22 protein-coding genes and 1 pseudogene are annotated in these 20,017 nt (G+C 58.5%); 11 read left to right on the plus strand and 12 right to left on the minus strand.

Annotated features, from left to right (window positions below):
- Nucleotides 1-7: 7 nt before the first annotated feature.
- The 4 genes from D7S44_RS14370 to D7S44_RS14385 are packed head-to-tail and all read left to right on the plus strand — an operon-like array spanning nt 8 to nt 3,060.
- Complete coding sequence (locus D7S44_RS14370) at nt 8-856, plus strand: transporter substrate-binding domain-containing protein (RefSeq protein WP_179256407.1); 849 nt, start codon at nt 8-10, stop codon at nt 854-856.
- Between the two features lie 6 nt (nt 857-862).
- Entirely contained in the window at nt 863-1,588 is a 726-nt protein-coding gene (locus D7S44_RS14375; protein ID WP_179256408.1) for an ABC transporter permease, read from the plus strand.
- Nucleotides 1,589-1,597: 9 nt separating this feature from the next.
- The gene (locus tag D7S44_RS14380; RefSeq protein ID WP_120455949.1) at nt 1,598-2,281 is read left to right on the plus strand and encodes an ABC transporter permease; all 684 of its coding nucleotides are present in this window, start codon (nt 1,598-1,600) and stop codon (nt 2,279-2,281) included.
- Entirely contained in the window at nt 2,281-3,060 is a 780-nt protein-coding gene (locus tag D7S44_RS14385) for an ABC transporter ATP-binding protein (protein ID WP_120455952.1), read from the plus strand. The genes D7S44_RS14380 and D7S44_RS14385 overlap by 1 nt, the downstream gene beginning before the upstream one ends.
- 99 nt (nt 3,061-3,159) lie before the next feature.
- On the opposite strand, the gene D7S44_RS14390 is transcribed toward D7S44_RS14385, so the two are convergent.
- From D7S44_RS14390 to D7S44_RS14400, 3 genes are read right to left on the minus strand one after another with little or no spacing between them, the layout of a single operon-like run.
- Nucleotides 3,160-3,573, minus strand: coding sequence for an ASCH domain-containing protein (locus D7S44_RS14390; protein WP_120455954.1), 414 nt, complete (start codon nt 3,571-3,573; stop codon nt 3,160-3,162).
- Complete coding sequence (locus D7S44_RS14395; RefSeq protein WP_120455956.1) at nt 3,573-4,370, minus strand: molybdate ABC transporter permease subunit; 798 nt, start codon at nt 4,368-4,370, stop codon at nt 3,573-3,575. The genes D7S44_RS14390 and D7S44_RS14395 overlap by 1 nt, the downstream gene beginning before the upstream one ends.
- Complete coding sequence (locus D7S44_RS14400) at nt 4,370-5,287, minus strand: extracellular solute-binding protein (protein WP_120455959.1); 918 nt, start codon at nt 5,285-5,287, stop codon at nt 4,370-4,372. Before D7S44_RS14400 ends, D7S44_RS14395 begins: the two co-directional genes overlap by 1 nt.
- Before the next feature lie 302 nt (nt 5,288-5,589).
- Between D7S44_RS14400 and D7S44_RS14405 the strand changes: the two genes are divergently transcribed.
- The 3 genes from D7S44_RS14405 (at nt 5,590) to D7S44_RS14415 (ending at nt 8,140) form a co-directional block, all read left to right on the plus strand.
- Entirely contained in the window at nt 5,590-6,114 is a 525-nt protein-coding gene (locus D7S44_RS14405; RefSeq protein ID WP_120455961.1) for a phenolic acid decarboxylase, read from the plus strand.
- A gap of 596 nt (nt 6,115-6,710) precedes the next feature.
- Nucleotides 6,711-7,118, plus strand: a complete 408-nt coding sequence (locus D7S44_RS14410; protein ID WP_120455963.1) for a DUF2382 domain-containing protein — start codon at nt 6,711-6,713, stop codon at nt 7,116-7,118.
- Nucleotides 7,119-7,141: 23 nt separating this feature from the next.
- Nucleotides 7,142-8,140, plus strand: coding sequence for a YsnF/AvaK domain-containing protein (locus D7S44_RS14415; RefSeq protein ID WP_120455965.1), 999 nt, complete (start codon nt 7,142-7,144; stop codon nt 8,138-8,140).
- A 484-nt stretch (nt 8,141-8,624) separates the two neighbouring features.
- On the opposite strand, the pseudogene D7S44_RS23895 reads toward D7S44_RS14415, so the two are convergent.
- Nucleotides 8,625-8,738 (minus strand): annotated as a pseudogene (locus D7S44_RS23895) (thioredoxin); the annotation flags it as partial.
- A gap of 276 nt (nt 8,739-9,014) precedes the next feature.
- On the opposite strand from D7S44_RS23895, the gene D7S44_RS14420 reads away from it, so the two are divergent.
- The 3 genes from D7S44_RS14420 (at nt 9,015) to ahr (ending at nt 11,025) form a co-directional block, all read left to right on the plus strand.
- Nucleotides 9,015-9,284 (plus strand): hypothetical protein, encoded by a 270-nt coding sequence (locus tag D7S44_RS14420; RefSeq protein WP_120456570.1) that lies wholly within the window; start codon nt 9,015-9,017, stop codon nt 9,282-9,284.
- Between the two features lie 114 nt (nt 9,285-9,398).
- The gene (locus D7S44_RS14425) at nt 9,399-9,980 is read left to right on the plus strand and encodes a flavin reductase family protein (protein WP_120455967.1); all 582 of its coding nucleotides are present in this window, start codon (nt 9,399-9,401) and stop codon (nt 9,978-9,980) included.
- A gap of 28 nt (nt 9,981-10,008) precedes the next feature.
- Nucleotides 10,009-11,025: an NADPH-dependent aldehyde reductase Ahr gene (gene ahr / locus D7S44_RS14430; protein WP_120455969.1), complete on the plus strand. Its 1,017-nt coding sequence runs from the start codon at nt 10,009-10,011 to the stop codon at nt 11,023-11,025.
- A 33-nt stretch (nt 11,026-11,058) separates the two neighbouring features.
- Here ahr and gstA read toward each other — a convergent pair whose 3' ends face one another.
- The gene (gene gstA, locus D7S44_RS14435; protein ID WP_120455971.1) at nt 11,059-11,661 is read right to left on the minus strand and encodes a glutathione transferase GstA; all 603 of its coding nucleotides are present in this window, start codon (nt 11,659-11,661) and stop codon (nt 11,059-11,061) included.
- A gap of 247 nt (nt 11,662-11,908) precedes the next feature.
- Here gstA and D7S44_RS14440 point away from each other — a divergent pair, with 247 nt between their 5' ends.
- Nucleotides 11,909-12,442: a sterol desaturase family protein gene (locus tag D7S44_RS14440; protein WP_120455973.1), complete on the plus strand. Its 534-nt coding sequence runs from the start codon at nt 11,909-11,911 to the stop codon at nt 12,440-12,442.
- On the opposite strand, the gene crtB is transcribed toward D7S44_RS14440, so the two are convergent.
- From crtB to D7S44_RS14475, 7 genes are all read right to left on the minus strand, one after another.
- Nucleotides 12,381-13,310: a 15-cis-phytoene synthase CrtB gene (gene crtB / locus D7S44_RS14445; protein WP_120455975.1), complete on the minus strand. Its 930-nt coding sequence runs from the start codon at nt 13,308-13,310 to the stop codon at nt 12,381-12,383. The genes D7S44_RS14440 and crtB overlap by 62 nt on opposite strands.
- Entirely contained in the window at nt 13,303-14,784 is a 1,482-nt protein-coding gene (locus tag D7S44_RS14450; RefSeq protein ID WP_120455977.1) for a phytoene desaturase, read from the minus strand. Before D7S44_RS14450 ends, crtB begins: the two co-directional genes overlap by 8 nt.
- On the minus strand, nt 14,781-15,944 hold the full coding sequence (crtY, locus tag D7S44_RS14455; RefSeq protein ID WP_120455979.1) for a lycopene beta-cyclase CrtY: 1,164 nt from the start codon (nt 15,942-15,944) through the stop codon (nt 14,781-14,783). Before crtY ends, D7S44_RS14450 begins: the two co-directional genes overlap by 4 nt.
- A complete protein-coding gene (locus D7S44_RS14460; RefSeq protein WP_120455981.1) occupies nt 15,928-17,217 on the minus strand; it encodes a glycosyltransferase in 1,290 nt (429 codons plus the stop codon). The genes crtY and D7S44_RS14460 overlap by 17 nt, the downstream gene beginning before the upstream one ends.
- Nucleotides 17,214-18,248: a type 2 isopentenyl-diphosphate Delta-isomerase gene (gene fni / locus D7S44_RS14465; RefSeq protein WP_120455983.1), complete on the minus strand. Its 1,035-nt coding sequence runs from the start codon at nt 18,246-18,248 to the stop codon at nt 17,214-17,216. The genes D7S44_RS14460 and fni overlap by 4 nt, the downstream gene beginning before the upstream one ends.
- Before the next feature lie 34 nt (nt 18,249-18,282).
- Nucleotides 18,283-19,191 (minus strand): polyprenyl synthetase family protein, encoded by a 909-nt coding sequence (locus D7S44_RS14470; RefSeq protein WP_120455985.1) that lies wholly within the window; start codon nt 19,189-19,191, stop codon nt 18,283-18,285.
- Between the two features lie 223 nt (nt 19,192-19,414).
- Complete coding sequence (locus D7S44_RS14475) at nt 19,415-19,999, minus strand: YtfJ family protein (protein ID WP_120455986.1); 585 nt, start codon at nt 19,997-19,999, stop codon at nt 19,415-19,417.
- Nucleotides 20,000-20,017: the final 18 nt, after the last annotated feature.

Raw genomic sequence — 20,017 nt, forward strand, 5'->3', positions numbered from 1 at the left:
TCTCACTATGATGATGCGCAAAGGCCTGTTCGCGGCCACGCTGGCGCTGGGTTTACTGGCGGTGCCGACGCTCAGCCAGGCAAAAGATTTCGGTACCCTGAAGTTCGCTACCGAAGGCAGCTATCCTCCGTTTAACCAGACCACGCCGAACGGCAAGATCGTCGGTTATGAACCTGACATCGTGGCTGAGCTGGCGAAGCGCGTCGGCTTTAAATATGAAATCAGCGCCCAGAAGTGGTCAGGTCTGATCCCTGGCCTTATTGACGGCAAATATGACGCCGTTATCGACGCGGTGACGGTCACGCCGAAACGTGCCGAAGCCATCGACTTTACTCAGCAATACACCGTCAGCATCTCCAGCTTCGTTACGGCCAAAAGCTCGCCGCTGGCGACGCTGCCCGGCAGCGGCGTCGTGGTGAAGGCTGATGACGCGGCGGGAATGCAGAAAGCGATCGATGAACTGAAAACTACGTTTAAAGGCAAGACCATTGCGGTGCAGGTCGCCACTATTCAGGCGGATTTCCTGCAAAAGTATCTGGGCGACGTCGCTACTATTCGGACCTATCAGGCGGGGCCAGAAACGTTTGCCGACCTGATGAATGGCCGCGTAGACGCGGTGATGGCGTCACGCACCAACCTCAACGCCTTTGTGAAGAAGCATACGGATGCGATCAGCAGCAGCGGTTATGGTTTTAGCGGCGGCCTGCTGGGCGCGGGATCGGCAATTGGTCTGCGCAAAGGCAATGCTGAACTGAAGGGGGCGCTGGACGAAGCGCTCTCTGCGATGATCAAAGACGGCACGCTGAGCAAGCTCTCCGTGAAGTGGTTCGGCGAAGACGTCGCGCCGAAAGCCTGATAGCCCATGTTTATGCAAATAGACTGGCAGCTGATTGGCTTCGGCGACGAGGGCTGGGGCGGCGTGCTGCTGAGCGCCGCCACGGTGACGGTGACCGTTTCGCTCTGCGCCTGGCTACTGGGCGCGGTATTGGGCAGCCTGCTGTGCTGGATGCAGATTGCCGGTTCGCGCTGGCAGCAGCGTCTTGCGGCAGGCTATATCACGGTGTTTCGCGGCGTACCGGAGCTGCTGGTGATCTACCTGTTTTACTTCGGCGGTCGGCAGGTCATCTCCTGGGCGGGCGCCGCGGCAGGCATGCAGGGCCCTTTTGATATCAACGGCTTTATCGCCGGCGCTATCGCCATTGGCCTGATCTCAGGCGCCTATCAGAGCGGCGTGTTTCGCGGCGCGTTTTACGCCATTCCCGGCGGCACGCTGGAGGCGGCAACGGTGACGGGCATGGGGCGGCTAATGCTGTTCCGCCGCATGATTGTGCCACAGGCGCTGCGCACCGCGCTGCCGGGAATGGGCAATCAATGGCAGTCGGTGATCAAGGAGTCGGCGCTGGTGTCGGTGACCGGGCTGGTGGAAACCATGAATCAGATCACCACAGCCGCCAACTCCACGCAGATGTCTTTTTTCTTCTACAGCGTCGGCGCCGTGATCTATCTGATTATTACTACCTGTTCCGACTGGGTCTTCCGCGCCGTCGAGAAATTCGCTATGCGCGGCCAGCAGCGCGCCAGTGTGTAAGGAAAGCCAATGGATATCCCTTTTTTGCAGGAAACCCTGCTGGCGCTGCTCAAAGGCTTGCCGCTGACCATTAACCTGGCGGTGCTGTCGCTGCTTGGCGGCGGCCTGCTGGCGCTGGGGCTGAACCTGCTGCGTCAGACGCGCGTCGGCAGCTACTTCGCCCGACTTTACGTCTGGCTGTTTCGCGGCACGCCGCTGCTGATTCAGATTTTTATGATTTATTACGGGCTGGGCAGCCTGCCAGCGGTGCGGGAAAGCGTGCTGTGGCCGTTGCTGCGCGATCCTTACTGGTGCGGGTTGCTGGCTCTCATCCTCAACGATGCGGCCTATACCTCGGAGATCCTGCGCGGCGGCCTGAATGCAGTCAGTCGCCAGTCGCTGGAAGCGGCCAGAGTATGCGGCATGCCTTCGCATAAGATTTTTACCCGCATTACGCTGCCCATCGCCATCCGTCAGGCGCTGCCCGCTTACAGTAATGAAATGATCTCTATGCTTAAGTCTACCTCTCTGGTCAGCACCATCAGCCTGATGGAGATGACCGGCATCGCCGATTCCATTGTCTCCTCTACCTTTCGCGCGCTGGAAGTATTCCTCAGCGCTGCGGCGATCTATCTGCTGCTCAGCATGCTGGTGAGCAAAGGCGTCTCGGTGCTGGAGCGACGCCTCTCCCCCTATTATTTCGGAGCACGTTAATGACCCAACCAACCATCATGCTGAGCCATCTCAGAAAGAGCTATGCGGGACATGAAGTGCTGCACGACATCAGCCTGACGGCGCAGGATGGCGATGTTATCTCTCTGATCGGCGCCAGCGGATCGGGCAAAAGCACGCTGCTGCGCTGTATTCCTTTTCTGGAAGTGCCGCAGGCGGGCGTTATCGCCGTGGGCGAGAACAGCGTAACGCTGGATAATCCCGACGAAAAACTTAATCGCGCGCAGCGCCAGCGTATCAAGCTGATGCGCATGCAGCTCGGCTTTGTGTTTCAGAGCTTTAACCTCTGGCCGCATAAGACGGTGATGCAGAACATTATTGAAGCGCCGGTGCATGTACAGAAGCGAAACCTGAAAGAGGCGACGGAAGAGGCCGAGGCGCTGCTGCATAAGGTCGGACTTTATGCCAGACGCGACGCCTGGCCGTCGCAGCTGTCGGGCGGCCAGCAGCAGCGCGTGGCGATTGCGCGCGCGCTGGCGCAGCAGCCGAAGGCAATTCTGTTTGATGAACCGACCTCGGCGCTCGATCCAGAACTGGTAGGCGAAGTGCTGCGCGTGATCCGCGGGCTGGCGGAAGAGGGCCGCACCATGATTATTGTGACCCATGAAATGGGCTTTGCCCGCGACGTGTCAAACAAAGCGGTGTTTCTGCATCAGGGGATGATTGAAGAAGAGGGCGCGCCGGAGCAGGTTTTCCTTGATCCCGTTTCGCCGCGCTGCCGTGCCTTTGTTAACAGCCATTTCCAGCGCAATGCAGGGTAGTCGTTGCGATCGGTTATAGCAAAAGAGACATAGCAGGCGAGGTCCGGTTATGTCTCTTCCGCTTTTATTTATCGGACTGCGCCGCAGGCGCTGTAACGACTACATCACCTCGATAAGCTGAAAAGTTTCAAACACCAGCTCCATCTCAGGATGAAAGGTTCCTTCGCTTTGGAAAAAGCGCTGATGCTCGCGGCGCCAGCTTTCCAGGCTGAGATCGTCCTCCCCTTCCAGCATCGCCATTTCCGGCGTCACGCGGTCAAAGCGAGTTAAGAACAGGCCCGTCGTGCGGATGACGCAGCGCGGCTGACCCGCGCCATCCAGCACAATGCTGTAGCCGCCAGGCTGCGGCTTCGCCTCGTCCTCACTCCACGACTGCAGCGAGCCACAGCTCGCCACTTTTTTACCGGCAATCACCAGCGTAACCAGACGATCGGCCAGTTCGGACGAGTCGCCGAACGCCCATGCGTGCGCCTCAGGATATTTATCGGTTAACTGCTCCAGCGAAACGGACATCAGATCACTCCCGATCGGGTGCGCCGCGGCTGCCTGTCGCGCGCGTAACGGCGTACAAGCGCAAAGCAGGCCAGCGGCAAAGGTAAGGTAAACAACAACAGCAGCCACAGCAGCACGTACACCGCATCGACGCCATCATTCTGCAAATTGTTGTAGAGCTTAACCGGAATGCCCTGCGGGAAATAGGCAAAGATCATCACGATGCCGAATTCGCCGATAGCGCGCACCCAGGCCAGCGCCACCGCCGACGCCAGTCCTGGCGCAGCGAGGGGCAGAGAGAGCCGACGAAACCGCTGCCACGGCGACGCGCCCAGCGTGCGGCCCGCTTCCAGAATGGCAACAGGCACGGCGGCAAAAGCCGAGCGCGCCGCCGTTATAAAGTAGGGCAGCGCGCCATACCACTGCGCCAGTACAAAGGCGGCAGGATTATTGACCAGCTCAATGCCCATACGGGCCAGCAGAGAACCAGCCGGCCCGTATGGGCCATAAGCGCTAACCAGAAGGATGCCCATCGCCAGCGGCGGCGTCAGCAGCGGGATCAGCACCAGAAGTTCTACCACCGCCCGTGCTTTACCTCGCGCCTGCGACAGCCACCAGGCGACGGGCAGGCCGCTCACGACAATCAGCAGCAGGGCAATAAGTCCCAGCCCGGTCGACGTTGCGATAGCGTCGCCGTCGCCCCAGGCCAGATGGAAATGTCGCCAGTGCGTGATAGCAATCAGTGTCAGAAAAGGTACTGCCAGCATCAGCAGTGCTGGCAGCGATAACCATAACGCTGAAGAAGGAGAGCGCTTCATTAGGGGTAAATCGCATCCCCTTTAGGCGCGGCGTAGCCATTCTGCTGGAAAAGCGCCTGACCCGGTTTGCTCAGCATAAAATCCACAAAGGCTTTACCCGCTGTTTCCCCGTGAGGCGCGTTTTTCAGCACCGCCGCATAGTAAACCAGCGGTTGAGTATGCAGGGTTTTCTCCTCGCCTTTGCTGTCTTTGATAGCAAAGCTGACGGTGTCGTACCATTTTTTGGCTTGCGCCGGATTGCTCAGGTTGATCTCGTCCGGCAGCGCGACATAGGGCAGATGCGCAGAGATAACTTCGCTTTCGTAACCCGCGGCGGCATCTACCTGACCGCTCTCCAGCCGCGCCAGCAGGCCGCCTTCCAGATGCGTTTGCGCCGGATTCTGTACGCCGCCCATAATTTTGTCAGCCGCGCCCGGCTTGTTGTAGTACTTCTCCGCCAGCAGCAGGGTGAAGACGATATTCTGACCTTTAGGATCGTTGACCGGATCGGTGCGGCCAAACTTCAGGCCCGGCGTCGCCAGCACATCAAGCCAGCTGGCATCGCCCGCTTTCGCCGCGGCGGAAAATTTTTGCGCATAGAGACCTTTCGGGCTGTAGGCGATCACCATGCTGGTGCTGGCGACCGGTACGGCGTTGTCGATCAGGCCTGCATCCTTCAGGATCTGCATCGGTCCCGGCGTAATGGAGACAAAGACGTCAGCGGTCATTTTTTTGCTCGCCAGCAGGCGCGCCATGCCGTAGGCGCCCTGGCCTTGCCCCTGATAGCTGCCGTTGTTCGCTTTGGCGAACGCCGGGCCTAAGCTCTCATCCATCACCTTACCCATAGAGCCCGCGTAGGTGACGCGGATATCGGTTGCCATCGCCGAGGCGCTACAGACCACGCCGCTAACCAGCGCTAAAAGCGCGAACTTTTTCATTTGCCTACTCGTTATAAAGAAAAATAGATAGCGATTATGGTAAGCCTGCCGCTGTCAGGCAAGCATCTGCCGTGCGGAAAGAGCGAAAAGGAGCAGGGCCTGAAGATAAAGTTGCGCTGCGTTGAGGGGCGGTTGAGTCTTTTTGCTGGCTGACCCCTCCTCCTTACGTGTGCTGAAGTGGTGAAGAGCTGATCCTCATCAATAATAAGTGAGCCGGTTAAATATTAGCATCCAGTGTTTCACGAGAACGCAGCTCTGCGCGCCGGGCCAGCGTTCTCCTTACTGATAACATGAGGTAAGCCATGACCATTGCTTCGATTAACGAGTCATCCCGCGATCTTTCGCAGTTTGTCGGTACGCATTTTGTCTACACCTACGATAACGGCTGGAAATATGAGTGGTATGCACGCAACGAAACGACCTGCGATTACCGTATCCATAAGGGGCTGGTAGGCGGGCGCTGGGTGACGCATCAGAAGATGAATGCCGTACAGTTTGCTCCCGGCATCTTTAAGGTTGACTGGCATGAACCAACCGGCACCTGCGTCAGCCTGCTTTTTGATTTGAACCGCAAATTGCTGCACGGCACTATTTTCTTCCCGCAGTGGATTGCCGGTGAAGGTCAGCACCCTGAAAAAACCATCTGCTATCAAAATGAATTTATAGAAGATATGCATCGCTTCAGAGACGAAGGGCCCGCCTATCCTTATGTCATCATCCCTGAGTTCGCCGAAGTAACCTATATGAAAAATGAAGGGCCGGATAATGACAGCGTAATTGATCAGGCGCCAGGCCAGTTGCCAGAGAATTTCTTTGACGGTAAATAATTAATCCGCTCTGCCGCATACCGCCCTCCGGCGGCAGAGCATTTTGCTTTTTCTTTAAGCCGCTTTTATCTGCTGGATAGAAATCTGTACCGCAACGTATTCCGCACTTTATCCTTGAGCCCTGGCACTATTTCGGCCAGTAAAAATCAGCCAGTCATTAATAAAGCCCCCAGAACAAGCGCAATATTCGCCTGCAGACGTAATTATTAACGCGCTGACATATTTTTACATCTTCTTTATTCGACTTATTTCACTTTAAATATAAAAGATATAAATATCAGCTAGTTATATTTGGTTTGATGGCGGCGTAGCTAAGTTATCTGTTTTAGGGGGTAGGAATTATCCTGAATTATCAGGGCGTGCTCAGGCGAGTTAATCAGGCAATAAGTCGTTGGCTGGGCAGGATAAATTTTAACTGACGATAATTTTGCTTTTATATCCTCTGGTTCGAATTTTTAATTATTTTAATTTTTTTTGCCGTCTGGCTTGCAACGGCTGGGTTTTGATTCACACTTAAATTTCTTTAGTTGTAAATGCTTTTGATTTGATTATATCAGGGTGTTTATTTCAACCGGGCATTTCATAAAGGGTGAAATATGGCTTCTTCTTCAAACAATGACGAACATCCACATGCAAAAGAGGAAGTATTGCATCTGGCTGAAGAAAAGCTGACCGTATCGCGGGAAGAAGTTCTGGATGGTTATGTCACCGTTAAACGCCAGACTTCTACCCACAGCGAGCCAGTAAGTCTGATGTTACGCCGGGAAAACGTTGAGGTCACGCATGTGCCGAAAAACGAGCGCATTGTGACTATGCCCGATATCAGGGAAGAAGAGGGCGTCCTTATCGTTCCGGTGGTGGAAGAAGAAGTTGAAGTGATTCGCAGGCTGGTTTTGAAAGAGGAGTTGCATATCCGGCGAACGCATGAAGAGGTTCCCTGGGAAGAGACCGTTTCATTACGTAAACAGCATGTCGAGATTGACCGGAAAAAAGACGACACCTAAGCCATCATCACGCAGGAGGAATCATGGCACACGAAAAGATCGTAACGATGTTCAGTACCCTGGCTCAGGCAGAAGGGGCGAAGCGTAGCCTGATTAAAGCGGGTTTCGCAGAGCACGATATTGATGTGATTTCTGGCGAACGTCTGAAATCGGAAGGACACGAGGCCCGTCATCCTGGCTTCTGGCAGCGCCTGTTCGGCAGCACGGTGGATGAAGAGCAAAGCGGCGTGTATGAAGATGCGATTAATTCAGGCAGCGTGGTACTGACGCTGCGCGCTAATGAAGATCAGTTGCCGCGCGCTTATAGCGTTCTGGATGCGCATGACACAGGCGAACTGCCAACAGGCAATGGACTGGGACAGGATGACGGTTATACCGTTTCTGCCGCGCATAGCGCGCCTGGCGTAAACACCGTTGGCGACAGCGGCGTGACTGAGCCGGTTCGCACCTCTCTGACTGGCGATGAAAGTGAAGAAGAAGTGCTGCGCCTTGCTGAGGAACGTCTGGAAGTGGGTAAGCGTCTGGTCAGCGAAGGGACCACGCGCGTACGCCGCTATACCGTAACCGATCAGGTATCGGAAGACATTTCGCTGCAGGAACAGCATGCTGATATTTTCCGCCGTTCAACTGGCGATCTGGCTGCAGCAGATAATGTCGACTGGGAAGAGAAAACCATCGAAGTTGCAGAAACGCATGAGCAGCCAGTCATTAACAAAACGGCGCATATCAAAGAGGAAGTGGTGGTTCGCAAAGATCAGAGCGAGCGCGTAGAAAACATCACTGATTCTGTCCGCCGCCAGGAAGTGGATATTGATCACGCGGATACCAACCTTGCAGCAGACGCGCCTTTAACAGGCGGTGCAACTGCCAGAACTGCGGGTACCCCTGGCACCCTGAACCAAACCGCGGGTACTTCTGGTGCCCTGAACGAAACGGATGCTGATGGCCGTATCGTCGAAAGAAGCGGCGTAGCAGGGGTTGAGGAAAAAGATAACGTTGATCCGCTCCTGAAACGTCCGTAACGCGTTTTTATTCAGCCTGTCGGGAGACCGTCAGGCCTGAATATGACAAGCTGCAGCGGGGAAGTCGACGCATTTGCCCTGGTGTTGGCTCGCTGCCGACCTCCCCGTCTGCACATATCAATTTATCGACATCTCAGCTAGTTTCAGTAGTTTATTATATTGCCAGATGTAACCGAAAACCCGCCGCGCGCTCCGTTGTTTATTTAATCTGGATAATTCCATGATCGGACAACAATTTCAGCAGACGAACGAAACGGCATAACGGCGAATTCCTGTGGTCTGACGCGAATTGTTTAAAGAACGTCTGAAAGAAGCAGTGATGTAGCGATATGTTAAGTTTTTCAGCGGCGACAGCAGGAGGTAAAAAATGTCAGAACGCCCCGATACAGAACCCTTACCGGATGATGTAGAAATACCTGCTTACGAAGATGACGACACCGACCAGTCTTTTAATTCGCCTGCAGAATAAGCAGGCGACGCTCCCTTATGCCAGTAAGCGCCTGGCCCACGCGTTGACCTCATCGCCGCTGCCCATATCGAGTTGAATAAGCGCGTTAATCATAAAGCCAGGCGAGACGTGCACGCCGTTCCCTCTCGCATCAATGTCTGTGCGAAAACCGTTTAACCGCAGCTGACCAACGCGACGTTACAACAGCGGTATAAAGAAGCGCAATATGCCGCTGTTTACAGCGTAAACGCCCGCCTCTCTGAAAACGCTTTCACTGTGATAATCCCCCTATGTAAAAGTCGCCGAAAGCCCGGCGATACGACTATAGTTAATGCCAGATTAACATTAACTCATCCGTGGACGTTTTGTCTGCGCAGTAAAAGTTATAACAGCTCCCGAGCCGGAAAGGGCTAGAAGAGGTTGATTTTGCTTACTAATCTTTCCTGGAAGATAATACACGACGTCATAAACAAGACTATCGAAGAGATGCTGGACGAGCAGCAAACGCTGAACGTACTCTCGCTGCGCTCGCGGCTGAGAGAGCTTGCAGAAAGCGAAACGGACGAAGTCATGGTGTTGTGTTACTGGCAGGCCAGTAAAGTCCTGATGCGGCTACCTCCCACCGTGACGGCCGATCAGCTGATGACCGCAGCGCGCCACGCTTTTCGCACGCCGTTGAACCACGATCTCTTATAAAAATGGCCCGGCACGCAGCGGTAAACGTCGAAGAGCGAAAACGCGTAAAGTAAAACGTTTACAGTAATTTATGATGTGCAAAGCAGTGTGCGTCAATTTCAGTAAGGAACCGATATGTCGCATTTCCGCCCGGTGGCGCTTCAGCACGCCAGCCGCCTGCTCAATCATGGTCCCACCATTCTGATTACCAGCCAGCATCCGCAAACGCAACGCCGCAATGTGATGGCCGCCGCCTGGTCGACCCCGGTGGAGTTTACCCCGCCGCGCGTGGCTATTGTGGTGGATAAAGCGACCTGGTCGCGCGAGCTGATCGAGTCGAACGGCGCCTTTGGCGTCTGCGTCCCGGCAGCCGCCTTTGCCGATCTGACCTATGCGGTCGGCAATACCACAGGACGCGATCACGATAAATTCGCCGCGTATAACATTCAGGCCATCAGTGGCCCGGAGCTGGGCGTGCCGCTGCTGGAAGAGAGCTGCGTCGCCTGGCTGGAGTGTCGGCTGTTGCCGGCAACAGAAGCGCAGCAAAACTATGACACGCTGTTCGGCGAGGTTGTGGCAGCGGCAGCTGACAGCCGCGTTTTTTATGAGGGTCGCTGGCATTTCAGCGCCGAAAACCGCGCGCTGCACACTCTGCATCATCTGGGCGGCGGGCAGTTCGTGACCGTAGCGGACACCTTTAGCGCCAAAATGCCCTGAGCGCATTCACTATATCAGCGAGGAAAGCATGAAATTTAAAAGTTACGCAGTGATGAAGGCTGGAGAAGCGCTTCAACCCTATGAGTACGATCCCGGCCCGCTGGCGGCGGAAGATGTCGAAGTAGAAGTCGATTACTGCGGCGTGTGCCACTCCGATCTGTCGATGATCGATAACGAGTGGGGCGGCTCGACCTATCCGCTGATCGCGGGTCATGAGGTGATTGGCCGCGTGGTCGCGCTGGGCGACAGCGCCAAAAATAAAGGGCTGAGCATTGGTCAGCGCGTGGGCATTGGCTGGACGGCGAAGAGCTGTCAGCACTGTGACGCCTGCATTAACGGCGAGCAGGTTAACTGCGTGAACAACAAAGTCTCTACCATCAACAATCATGGCGGTTTCGCCAGCCATCTACGCGCCAACTGGCAATGGGCGATCCCTCTGCCGGAAAACCTGGACCCTGCGACTGCAGGCCCGCTGCTGTGCGGCGGCATCACCGTCTTTAAACCGCTGCTGATGCACAACATTACCGCCACCAGCCGCGTCGGCGTGATCGGCATCGGCGGGCTCGGCCATATGGCGATTAAACTGCTGCGCGCGCTCGGCGCGGAAGTGACGGCGTTCAGCTCGTCGCCCTCTAAAACTGATACCATTAAGCAGATGGGCGCGGATTACGTTGTTAACAGCCGCGATCCGGAAGCGCTGAAAAAGCTGGCGGGTCAGTTTGACCTGATCATCAGCACCGTCGCGGTCGATCTCGACTGGCAGCCCTATTTCCAGGCGCTGGCGGCGAAAGGCAAGTTCCATACCGTCGGCGCGGTGATGAAACCCTTTGAAGTGCCGGCGTTTACGCTTATCACGGGCGATCGCGCGGTTACTGGCTCGTCCACCGGCTCGCCGGGGCAGCTGCGTTCGCTGCTTCGTCTGGCGTCGCGCGCAGATATCGCGCCAACCGTGGAATACTTTCCGATGTCGAAAATCAACGACGCGCTCGATCACCTGCGCGCCGGTAAGGCGCACTATCGCATCGTGTTGAAAGCGGATTTCTGATTGAAGAGCGCGCCCGTCGGGCGCGCTATTTTATTACAGCAGACCTTCCGACTTCATGGCGGCAATCACAGACGGGCGCTGCGCATGGGTCGCGGCAAAACGTTGCAGCGCTGGCCAGCGATCCAGGCTGAAGTCAACCACGCGGAACCAGCTCAGCACGTTGAAGAGATACGCATCGGCAATGGTGAAATGGTTAGCGTAAAGGAAGCTGTTATCGCCCAGCGCTTCTGCCAGCCAGTCAAGGCGTTTGGTCAGCGTAGCGGTTGCCGCCGCCTTCCACTCTGGCGTTATGGCCGGATTGAAGAAAGCGCCGATGCCCTTGTGCAGTTCGGTTGAAATAAAGTTCATCCACTCCAGCACCGCATAGCGCGCTTCGCCGCTTGCCGCCAGCAAATTGCTCTCCGGCTTCAGGTCCGCCAGGTACTGCGCGATTACGGCGCCTTCGGTCAGTACGTGACCATTATCCAGCTGCAACGCCGGCACATAGCCCTTGCTGTTGATCGCCAGGAAATCTTCGCCTTCTTCGGTACGTTTGGTTTTCAAATCCACCGCGACGGAGGTATGCGGCAAACCGGTTTCGTGCAGAACGATATGGGTAGTCAGCGAACAGGCGCCCGCTTTGTAGAAAAGTTTCATCTCGTTGTAATCCCTGTTTTGTTTTTTTGCCGCCGCAGTCTACGGCAGCGCAGGCCGCTCGCGCCATTGCCTTTTGTGCTAATGCCGGGAATTCACCGATTTTCCGTCGCGCGGCAGAGCGGATAACGCGGTTAAACCCTGCGGCGAATTACAGGCCATAGCCTAGACTTAAGGTTCGCCTGCGGGATGCCGCAGCTGATGAGGGCCAGCCGGCGCTGGCTTGCAGGATGCACTGACGGGAGAGACTATGCTGTGGTTGTGGAATACTTTGATCGTGTTGCTGACCGTCGTCGCGATGGAAATTACTGCCGCGCTGTCGCACAAATATATTATGCATGGATGGGGATGGGGCTGGCATCGGTCGCACCATGAGCCGCACACCGGCTGGTTTGAAATCAACGATCTTTACGCGGTGGTATTCGCCTTACTGGCGATTGCGTTGATCTACCTGGGCAGCCGAGGCGTCTGGCCGCTGCAGTGGATAGGCGCAGGTATGACGCTTTACGGGCTGCTCTATTTTATCGTGCATGACGGCCTGGTCCATCAGCGCTGGCCCTTTAAGTACATTCCGCGCCGCGGCTACTTTAAACGACTCTATATGGCGCATCGTATGCACCATGCGGTGCGCGGCCGGGAAGACTGCGTCTCGTTCGGCTTCCTTTATGCGCCGCCGCTGTCAAAATTGCAGGCGACGCTGCGTCAGCGACACGGGCGCCAGACTAACGCGGACGCTGCCAAAGCTCAGCCGGACGCGACGGCGAAGCGGCCGCCCGAGATTTGACCGCCTGCGCCGCGCCAGCCGCCAGCAGCAGGAGCTTCTCCTGTTTGCTGGTGGACTGACGGCAATCCCAGGCGGTTTCCCCCGCGCGATAGACCTTTACCCCGATGCGCCGATAGACCTCTTTCGCCGTGGCGATCGCCCAGGCGGAGCGCAGCGGCAGCCCGGCCAGGCCCGCCGAGGCGGAGGCGTAGTAGGGTTCCGCCTCGCTTACCAGCCGACGCGCCAGCCCCGCCAGCGCTGGGCGATGGTGGCGATCGGCGAAGTGGAGCCGATCCAGTCCGGCCTCCTCCAGCCAGCTTTCCGGCAGATAACAGCGCCCGACCCGGGCATCCTCGACAATATCGCGCGCAATGTTGGTCAGCTGAAAGGCGATGCCGAGATCGCAGGCGCGATCCAGGATGGCCGCGTCGCGCACGCCCATAATTTGCGCCATCATCAGTCCTACCACGCCTGCGACGTGGTAGCAGTAGCGCAGCGTATCCTGAAAGGTTTCATAGCGTGCGCCACGCACGTCCATGGCGAACCCCTCCAGATGATCGAAGGCGTAAGCCGGGGAGATATCATGGGCGAGCGCCACCTCCTGAAAGGCGGCGAAGGCTGGTTCATGCATTTGCGCGCCCGCATAAGCCTGGCGGGTTTTTAGTTCCAGATGAGCCAGCCGCTGCTGCGGCGTTTGCGTTGAGGGGAGGTCGCCAGGAAACCCCAGCTGCTGATCGTCGATCACGTCGTCGCAGTGGCGGCACCAGGCGTAGAGCATCAGCACGCTGCGGCGCGTTTTCGCGTCAAACAGCTTAGACGCGGTGGCGAAGCTCTTTGAGCCCACCTCCATTGTCTCTACCGCGTGGTGCAGCAGCGTCGGATTATTCATGCAGATCCTCCAGCATCAGGCTTGCGGTCGCTTTGGCTGAGCCGATCACGCCGGGAATGCCTGCTCCCGGATGCGTGCCTGCGCCGACCAGATAGAGATTGTGAATGTGGCTGTCGCGGTTATGCGGCCGGAACCAGGCGCTCTGCCGCAAAATTGGCTCAACGGAAAAAGCGGAGCCCTGATAGGCATTAAGCTCGTCGCGAAAATCGAACGGCGTAAACATGCGGTGCGTCACCAGCTGGCTGCGCAAGCCGGGCATATAGTGCTCTTCCAGATAGGCGAAAATGCGATCGCGCAGATGCGGCCCCTCTACGTTCCAGTCAAGGTCGGCGGTGCCAAGATGAGGAACCGGCGCCAGCACGTAATAGCTGCCGCAGCCTGGCGGCGCAAGCGAAGGGTCAGTGACGCAGGGCGCATGCAGGTAGAGGGAAAAATCCTCCGCCAGCCCGTCGTGGTTAAAGATTTCGTCAATCAGCTCGCGGTAGCGCGGGCCGAAGCAGACGGTGTGGTGCGCCAGCTGATCGTGATGATGATTCAGGCCGAAATAGAGCACGAACAGCGAGTTGCTCATGCGCTTGCCTTTCAGTTTTCTGCCCTGGGCCGCAGCGGCGGGATGCTGAGCGAGCAGGTCGCTGTAGGTATGCACCACATCAGCATTGGAGGCAACCGCGCGGGTCTCAAATACCCGGCCATCTTCCAGATGCACGGCGGAAATCGCGGCATCCTTCGCTTCGATATGGCTGACGCGCGCATTCAATTCCAGCGTGCCGCCTAAATCCTGAAACAGTCGCAGCATGCCCTGAACCAGCGCGCCGGTGCCGCCGCGCGGAAACCAGACGCCCCATTCCCGCTCCAGCGCATGGATCAGCGTATAGATTGAAGAGGTAGCGAAGGGGTTGCCACCTACCAGCAGAGAGTGAAAAGAGAAAGCCTGGCGCAGCTTATCATCCTCAATAAAGCTCGCCACCTTGCTGTAGACGCTGCGCCACGCCTGCAGCCGCGCCAGCTGAGGGGCGGCGCGCAGCATATCGCGAAACGAAAGAAAGGGTACGGTGCCGAGCTTAAGATAGCCTTCGGCGAACACCGCGCGCGAGTAGTCGAGAAAGCGCTGATAGCCTGCTACGTCGCGCGGATTGAATTTACGGATCTCCGCCTCCAGCCGCGCCTGATCGTTGTCATAGCTAAACACCTCGCCCGACTCCCAACAGAGCCGGTAGAAGGGCGTGACCGGCAGCAGCTCAACGTAGTCACGCATCGATTTGCCCGCCAGCGTGAACAGCTCTTCGATGGTGCTGGGGTCGGTAATAACCGTGGGGCCAGCATCAAACGTAAAGCCCTGATCCTGATAAACATAAGCGCGGCCGCCTGGCTTGTCGCGCTGCTCCAGCAGTCGCGTTGGAATGCCTGCCGCCTGCAGGCGAATCGCCAGCGCCAGTCCGCCAAATCCTGCGCCAATTACCGTGGTCTGCTTCATCGTGATGTTCTTCGTCCAGAAGGTTGAGTGAGAATAGCCTGTATCGCCGCCAGTACCGGCACCGGCGGTTTGCCGCTAAGAATGCGCGCCCGGTCGGCCCAGGTTAGCCGCCCGGCGTAAAATCGGGCAATCAACCCCTCCGGCAGGCCATAAAAACGCTGCATGACGCGCCAGCGTTGATCCGCATCAGCGGCCAGAAACAGCATGCGGTTAAGCATGCGAAAGAAGCCCTGTTCCCGCCACGCCGCCTGGGCGAAGCGGTGAATACGCGGCGCGAGCGCGTCAGGCGAAAAATTCTGCTCCGTCGCCAGCGCGTCCGCCAGCGACGCCGCCAGCGGTAGTGAATAGCCGGTGGTGGGATGGAAAAGCCCGGCGCGCAGGCCGACACAGGGCTGACGATGATGCCAGAAACGTTCGAAGTCGCCCGCCAGCGTAATCGGCAGCGCGCCGCGCTCTTCACGTATCAGCGTCGCCAGCTGCCAGCCCTGTCGGGCGGCGTAATCGCAGATATTCTGACGCGCCTGCGCCGCCGCCAGCGAGGCGTCGTCAATGTAGTGCGTATCTTCGATCAGCAGACGCGTCGGCGAGAGCGGCAGCGTATAGACGAAACGATAGCCGCCCTGCTGGTCGACGGTAGCGTCCATCAGAATCGGCCCTTCAAGCTGATGAGGCTGACTCAGCGTCCACTCCTGACCCACAAAGGCCTGAAAGCCGATCTGCAGAGCGGCGTCGGGCTGATAGCCGCGACCGTCAATCACGGCGCGGGCGCGCAGCACTTCGCCGCTGGCGAGCTGAACGTGGTCAGGCCCGCAGCAGGCGACGGTCTGATTAAGCCGCAGCGCGTCGCCGAGCGCTGCGCGCAGCACCTCGTCAAAGCGCGATGAGGTTACGCAGAAATAGCCGCTGTCGAGCTGGCGCGTCAGCTGTGGAAAGCGCACTTCGTAGTGCGGCCAGTGGTGCGCCACCAGCGGCGCAATCCACTGATGCTGCTGGTCGCTGAGGTCGTCTGCGTGAAAGCACCAGGTATGATTGCCGCCCGCTCTGGCGTCGGCATCCAGAACCAGCACGCGCAGATCTGGCTGCTGCTGTTTAAGGCGCAGCGCCAGCAGACCATTCGCCAGCCCCGCCCCCAGCAACAGCAGATCATACTGCGATGTCATAATTTTTCTCCGCGCGAACTGGCTGGCGCGTCAGCAGCGCGCGCTCAGTGATATCGGCCGCGCGTTCAACGCCGCCGCAGGTTGCCAGCTGCGGCTGCAGCAGCGACATACGCTGTTTAATCGCCTGGTCTTCCAGCAAGCGACTCAGGCGGCGCGCAATCTGATGGCTGGTGGCGAAGCGCGAGGCGCGAATGCCCAGCCCATGGTGCGTCAGGCGCGCGGCGATGCCGGGCTGGTCAAAGGCGAGCGGGATCGCCAGTAGCGGCGTTCCCTGCGCCACGGCATCCAGCACCGTATTCAGGCCACCGTGGGTGATCGCTATATCCGCCTGCGCCAGCGCGGCGCGCTGATCGACAAAAGCGGCGACCTGTGCCGCCCCTGCGCGCACTAATTTGCGCGCCTGGAAATCGCTCAGGCCGCCGCAGTGGGCGATCAACAGCTCTGCCTGCAGTTCGCGGCAGGCTTTCGTCAGGGTTTTAAACAGCCCATAGCGGCCACCCTGCAGCGTGCCGAGAGAGGCGAAAATGCGCGGCTGTTTGCCGTCGCTAAACAGCGGTGTCGCGGTCGATACCGCAGGCTCGCGCAGCGGGCCGGTCGCATGAAAGTGCGCGGGCAGCTCACGGCGCGGAAAGTCGAGCGCGTGCGGCAGCTGGCTAATCTGCGCCAGCGGCGACAAACACTGATGCGGCTGGCGTTCGCCTGCGAGGCCAAAGGCGCGGGCATAGTGCGCCAGCACGCGATCGTGGCTGCGCATCAGCCAGTCATAGATTTTTTCGCTGGAGGCGAATCGCTCCCGCGCGGCGCTGCTGGTCCCCCACAGAAAAGGCATCACCGGCAGCGGGAAATGTGCTTCGCGGTTCACGGGCAGGGCGCAGGCGACCGACACGAAGGGCAGCTGCATCGCCTCCGCCACCAGCCCGCCGGCGGGTGCCATCTGGTCGACAATCAGGCCATCCACCGCCAGCGAACGCAGCGCGTTGGGCAGTTCGCGGCACAGCATATCGGTGCTGCTGGCCATATCGCCGATCAGACGCAGAATACCTAAACCGCCAGGGTGCGCTGCCAGCTGCAGCGTGCGATCGAGCGTGCCGACAGGGTGCGTTTCCAGCCCGACGGCGTGAAAACCGATGGCCGTATTGTTAAGCAGCGCGGCGGCATCCGCCTGCTGGATAAAGGTGACGCGATGGCCCCGCGCTATCAGCGTTTGCGCCAGCGCCTGCAGCGCGCGCATATGGCTGTAAAAGGGCGGCGCGATCGCCGCGAAATGGCTCATTGCCTCTCTCCGCTGCGCTGCAGCGGCGCGAGGCGCAGCTCACGCAGGTTTGCGCTGCCGGTACAGAAGCAGACGACCCGCAGCTGTTCGATCAGCGTCTGAAAATGCGTAATAACCGCGTCGGCGGAGTGCAGGGCGCTGCTGAGCACCGCCGCAGCCTGGCCGACGATATCCGCGCCCAGCCGCAGCGCTTTCGCCGCATCGATGCCGTCGCGAATGCCGCCGGAGGCGATAAGCGGCATAGCGGGCAGCCTGTCGCGCACTGCGCGCAGCGCTTCGTCGGTCGGGATGCCCCAGTCGGCGAAGGCCATCGCCACCGCGCGCTGCTGCGCGTTGCTGGCTCGCTCGCCCTCAACCGCCGCCCAGCTGGTGCCGCCTGCGCCCGCTACATCGATCATGCTGACGCCCGCTTCGGCGAGCCGCTGTGCGACCTGCGGCGAGATGCCCGCTCCCACTTCTTTCACCACCACCGGCACGGGCAGCGACTTCACCAGCTGCGCAATCGCCTCCAGCACGCCGCGCCAGTCGCGATCGCCGCCGCGCTGCAAGGCCTCCTGCAGGGGATTCAGATGGACGATCAGCGCATCCGCTTCAATCATGCTTACCGCGTTGAGCGCCAGTCGGCGGCCCTGTTCGCCCAGGATCTGCGCCGCGCCAAGGTTCGCCAGCAGCGGGATATCGGGAGCGATACGGCGCAGATCGCGCGTCAGGCCAAAGTTGTTTTCGCTTTCCAGCGCCACGCGCTGCGAGCCTACGCCGAGCGCCAGGCCAAGCGTCTGCGCCGCCTCGGCGAGATGGTGATTGATCGCGCGCGCGCGCGTTGCGCCGCCGGTCATCGAACTGATAAGAAAAGGGGCCTGCATGCTGCGGTTGAACAGACGGGTGCGCAGATCGATCTGATCCAGATGCAGCTCCGGCAGGGCGCAGTGGGTGAAATGCCAGCGGGCGAAGCTGCCCGGTGCCGGCGTGGTGTTACGCAGAACAATGTCCAGATGATCGTTTTTGCGTTTCGTCAGGTCCGTGTCCTTCATTGCTGCTCCATATACTCAGACGGGAAACGCGCGGTCAGCCGACCATAGCGAGTTTTTTTTCGAACCAGGCCTGCACAAAATGCCGGGTGGAGTAGCCGCTGCTGCAGGCGGAGGCGAGATGGCGATCGGCGCGCCGCAGATGATCGCGCAGGCGTTTTTCGACCACTTTGCTGCCCAGCATATTGACCAGCGTTGATTTCCCCACGTCCTGATGCGCATCTTTTCCGGTGTCGCTCTGTCCGTCGCTCAGATCGTCCAGCAGCTGAAACGCCTGGCCAAGATCCCGCGCGAAGCGGTGCAGCTTTTCACGCGACTCCAGCGGCGCGCCAGCAACAACGGAGGCCATCTGCATCGCCGCGCTAAACAGCGCGCTGGTTTTAAAATGATTGGTGAGCTGAATAGCGTCAGCGCTGCGCGGCTGTGCGCCTTCGGTCAGATCGCGGAACTGTCCCTGCACCAGGCCCTGAATGCCGACAGAGTGGGAGAGTTCAGCCACGGCCTGCGTCTTCGCCTGGCTGCTGATGCCGTCGGCCAGCGCAATCACGCCAAAGGCGCGGCTCAGCAGGGCGACGGCCGCAAGGATCGCGACCGGTTCGCCGAACTGACGATGAATGGTTGGGCGACCGCGCCGCAGTTCGGCATCGTCCATACAGGGAATATCGTCGAGTATCAGTGAGGCGGCATGCACCATTTCAATGGCGCAGGCGAGGTCCAGCAGACCGCTGAGTTCATCGCGGTAGCCAAGGTCGTGAGCAGCCAGCATCAGCAGCACCGGCCGAATACGTTTACCCGGCGCCAGCGCGCCTTCGCGCATGGCGAGACCCACGCAGTCGCGTTCGCTTTCCACAGGCAGCAGCCGATCGAGACGCTGCTCGATACTGGTCAGTAATATCAGGGGATCGCTGGGGATGAGGGTAAGATCTCTTTCAGCAAAAATGGTCATGATGGCAGTCCTTACTTGCAGGTGAGCGTCGGCCTGTCGTGATTGCAATGAACAAAGTGGCGCTAAAGGAGCCATCATTAAAAAGCAGTGCGATTATTTTTAGAGCCGCCGCGAACTTAGCGTGGTTGTTTTGTTTTGACGCGGCGGTGAAATAAAGCGTAGTCGAGAATTTTCGGGCTGAAAGGCAAAACGGGAATAAGTGGCAATAAAACAATAATTTTACTCACGAACTAAGTGCGGTCTCGGAGGGTGACGGCTCGCTGGTAAGCAGCTGATTAAGCAAAGCGACAGCCTGTTGAACCTCCTGCGGCGTCAGGGCGCCATCTTTGGCAAAGCGAACGATTCCTTGCCTGTCCAGCAGAACGACGGCGGAGCCGTGCGGCGTCAGTTGCCAGTTGTTTTGCGCCACGCCGCTGCTGTCGATAACAAAGTGTTGCCAGGGCGCGTCGCGTTTACTCGATTTGATGCTGCGCTCGACGAAAATGGCGCTGCCGGGGATAGCGTCGTCGGTATTGACGATGGTGGTGGTCTGAAAGCGGCTGCGCGGAAAGTTTGCCTGCTGGATCGCAGCGATCAGCGGCGCGTTTTGCTCTTTGGCCGAAAGCCGTCCCGCGACGTGAATGACCATGCGCACTTTGCCGGTCAGCGACTGGCTGCTCCAGCGCTGATAGCCCAGCATTTCATGCTGCAGCACCAGTTCGCCTTCGTTAGCGATAAAAATCGGGGGAAGGGGTTTTCCCGTTTCAAAAGTATGCGCGCCGGCCAGGCAGGGGAAAAGAAAGGGGATAAGCAGCAGGAAGGGTTTCACGTATCCTCGCAAGCAGAA

The sequence above is a fragment of the Pantoea piersonii genome, assembly GCF_003612015.1.
Taxonomy (GTDB): Bacteria; Pseudomonadota; Gammaproteobacteria; order Enterobacterales; family Enterobacteriaceae; genus Pantoea; species Pantoea piersonii.

Excerpts from the sequence above, each read along its gene's own strand:
- D7S44_RS14370 (WP_179256407.1), top strand. The coding sequence starts at position 8 with ATGATGATGCGCAAAGGCCTGTTCGCGGCCACGCTGGCGCTGGGTTTA.
- D7S44_RS14375 (WP_179256408.1), top strand. The coding sequence starts at position 863 with ATGTTTATGCAAATAGACTGGCAGCTGATTGGCTTCGGCGACGAGGGC.
- D7S44_RS14380 (WP_120455949.1), top strand. The coding sequence starts at position 1,598 with ATGGATATCCCTTTTTTGCAGGAAACCCTGCTGGCGCTGCTCAAAGGC.
- D7S44_RS14385 (WP_120455952.1), top strand. The coding sequence starts at position 2,281 with ATGACCCAACCAACCATCATGCTGAGCCATCTCAGAAAGAGCTATGCG.
- D7S44_RS14390 (WP_120455954.1), bottom strand. The coding sequence starts at position 3,573 with ATGTCCGTTTCGCTGGAGCAGTTAACCGATAAATATCCTGAGGCGCAC.
- D7S44_RS14395 (WP_120455956.1), bottom strand. The coding sequence starts at position 4,370 with ATGAAGCGCTCTCCTTCTTCAGCGTTATGGTTATCGCTGCCAGCACTG.
- D7S44_RS14400 (WP_120455959.1), bottom strand. The coding sequence starts at position 5,287 with ATGAAAAAGTTCGCGCTTTTAGCGCTGGTTAGCGGCGTGGTCTGTAGC.
- D7S44_RS14405 (WP_120455961.1), top strand. The coding sequence starts at position 5,590 with ATGACCATTGCTTCGATTAACGAGTCATCCCGCGATCTTTCGCAGTTT.
- D7S44_RS14410 (WP_120455963.1), top strand. The coding sequence starts at position 6,711 with ATGGCTTCTTCTTCAAACAATGACGAACATCCACATGCAAAAGAGGAA.
- D7S44_RS14415 (WP_120455965.1), top strand. The coding sequence starts at position 7,142 with ATGGCACACGAAAAGATCGTAACGATGTTCAGTACCCTGGCTCAGGCA.
- D7S44_RS14425 (WP_120455967.1), top strand. The coding sequence starts at position 9,399 with ATGTCGCATTTCCGCCCGGTGGCGCTTCAGCACGCCAGCCGCCTGCTC.
- ahr (WP_120455969.1), top strand. The coding sequence starts at position 10,009 with ATGAAATTTAAAAGTTACGCAGTGATGAAGGCTGGAGAAGCGCTTCAA.
- gstA (WP_120455971.1), bottom strand. The coding sequence starts at position 11,661 with ATGAAACTTTTCTACAAAGCGGGCGCCTGTTCGCTGACTACCCATATC.
- D7S44_RS14440 (WP_120455973.1), top strand. The coding sequence starts at position 11,909 with ATGCTGTGGTTGTGGAATACTTTGATCGTGTTGCTGACCGTCGTCGCG.
- crtB (WP_120455975.1), bottom strand. The coding sequence starts at position 13,310 with ATGAATAATCCGACGCTGCTGCACCACGCGGTAGAGACAATGGAGGTG.
- D7S44_RS14450 (WP_120455977.1), bottom strand. The coding sequence starts at position 14,784 with ATGAAGCAGACCACGGTAATTGGCGCAGGATTTGGCGGACTGGCGCTG.
- crtY (WP_120455979.1), bottom strand. The coding sequence starts at position 15,944 with ATGACATCGCAGTATGATCTGCTGTTGCTGGGGGCGGGGCTGGCGAAT.
- D7S44_RS14460 (WP_120455981.1), bottom strand. The coding sequence starts at position 17,217 with ATGAGCCATTTCGCGGCGATCGCGCCGCCCTTTTACAGCCATATGCGC.
- fni (WP_120455983.1), bottom strand. The coding sequence starts at position 18,248 with ATGAAGGACACGGACCTGACGAAACGCAAAAACGATCATCTGGACATT.
- D7S44_RS14470 (WP_120455985.1), bottom strand. The coding sequence starts at position 19,191 with ATGACCATTTTTGCTGAAAGAGATCTTACCCTCATCCCCAGCGATCCC.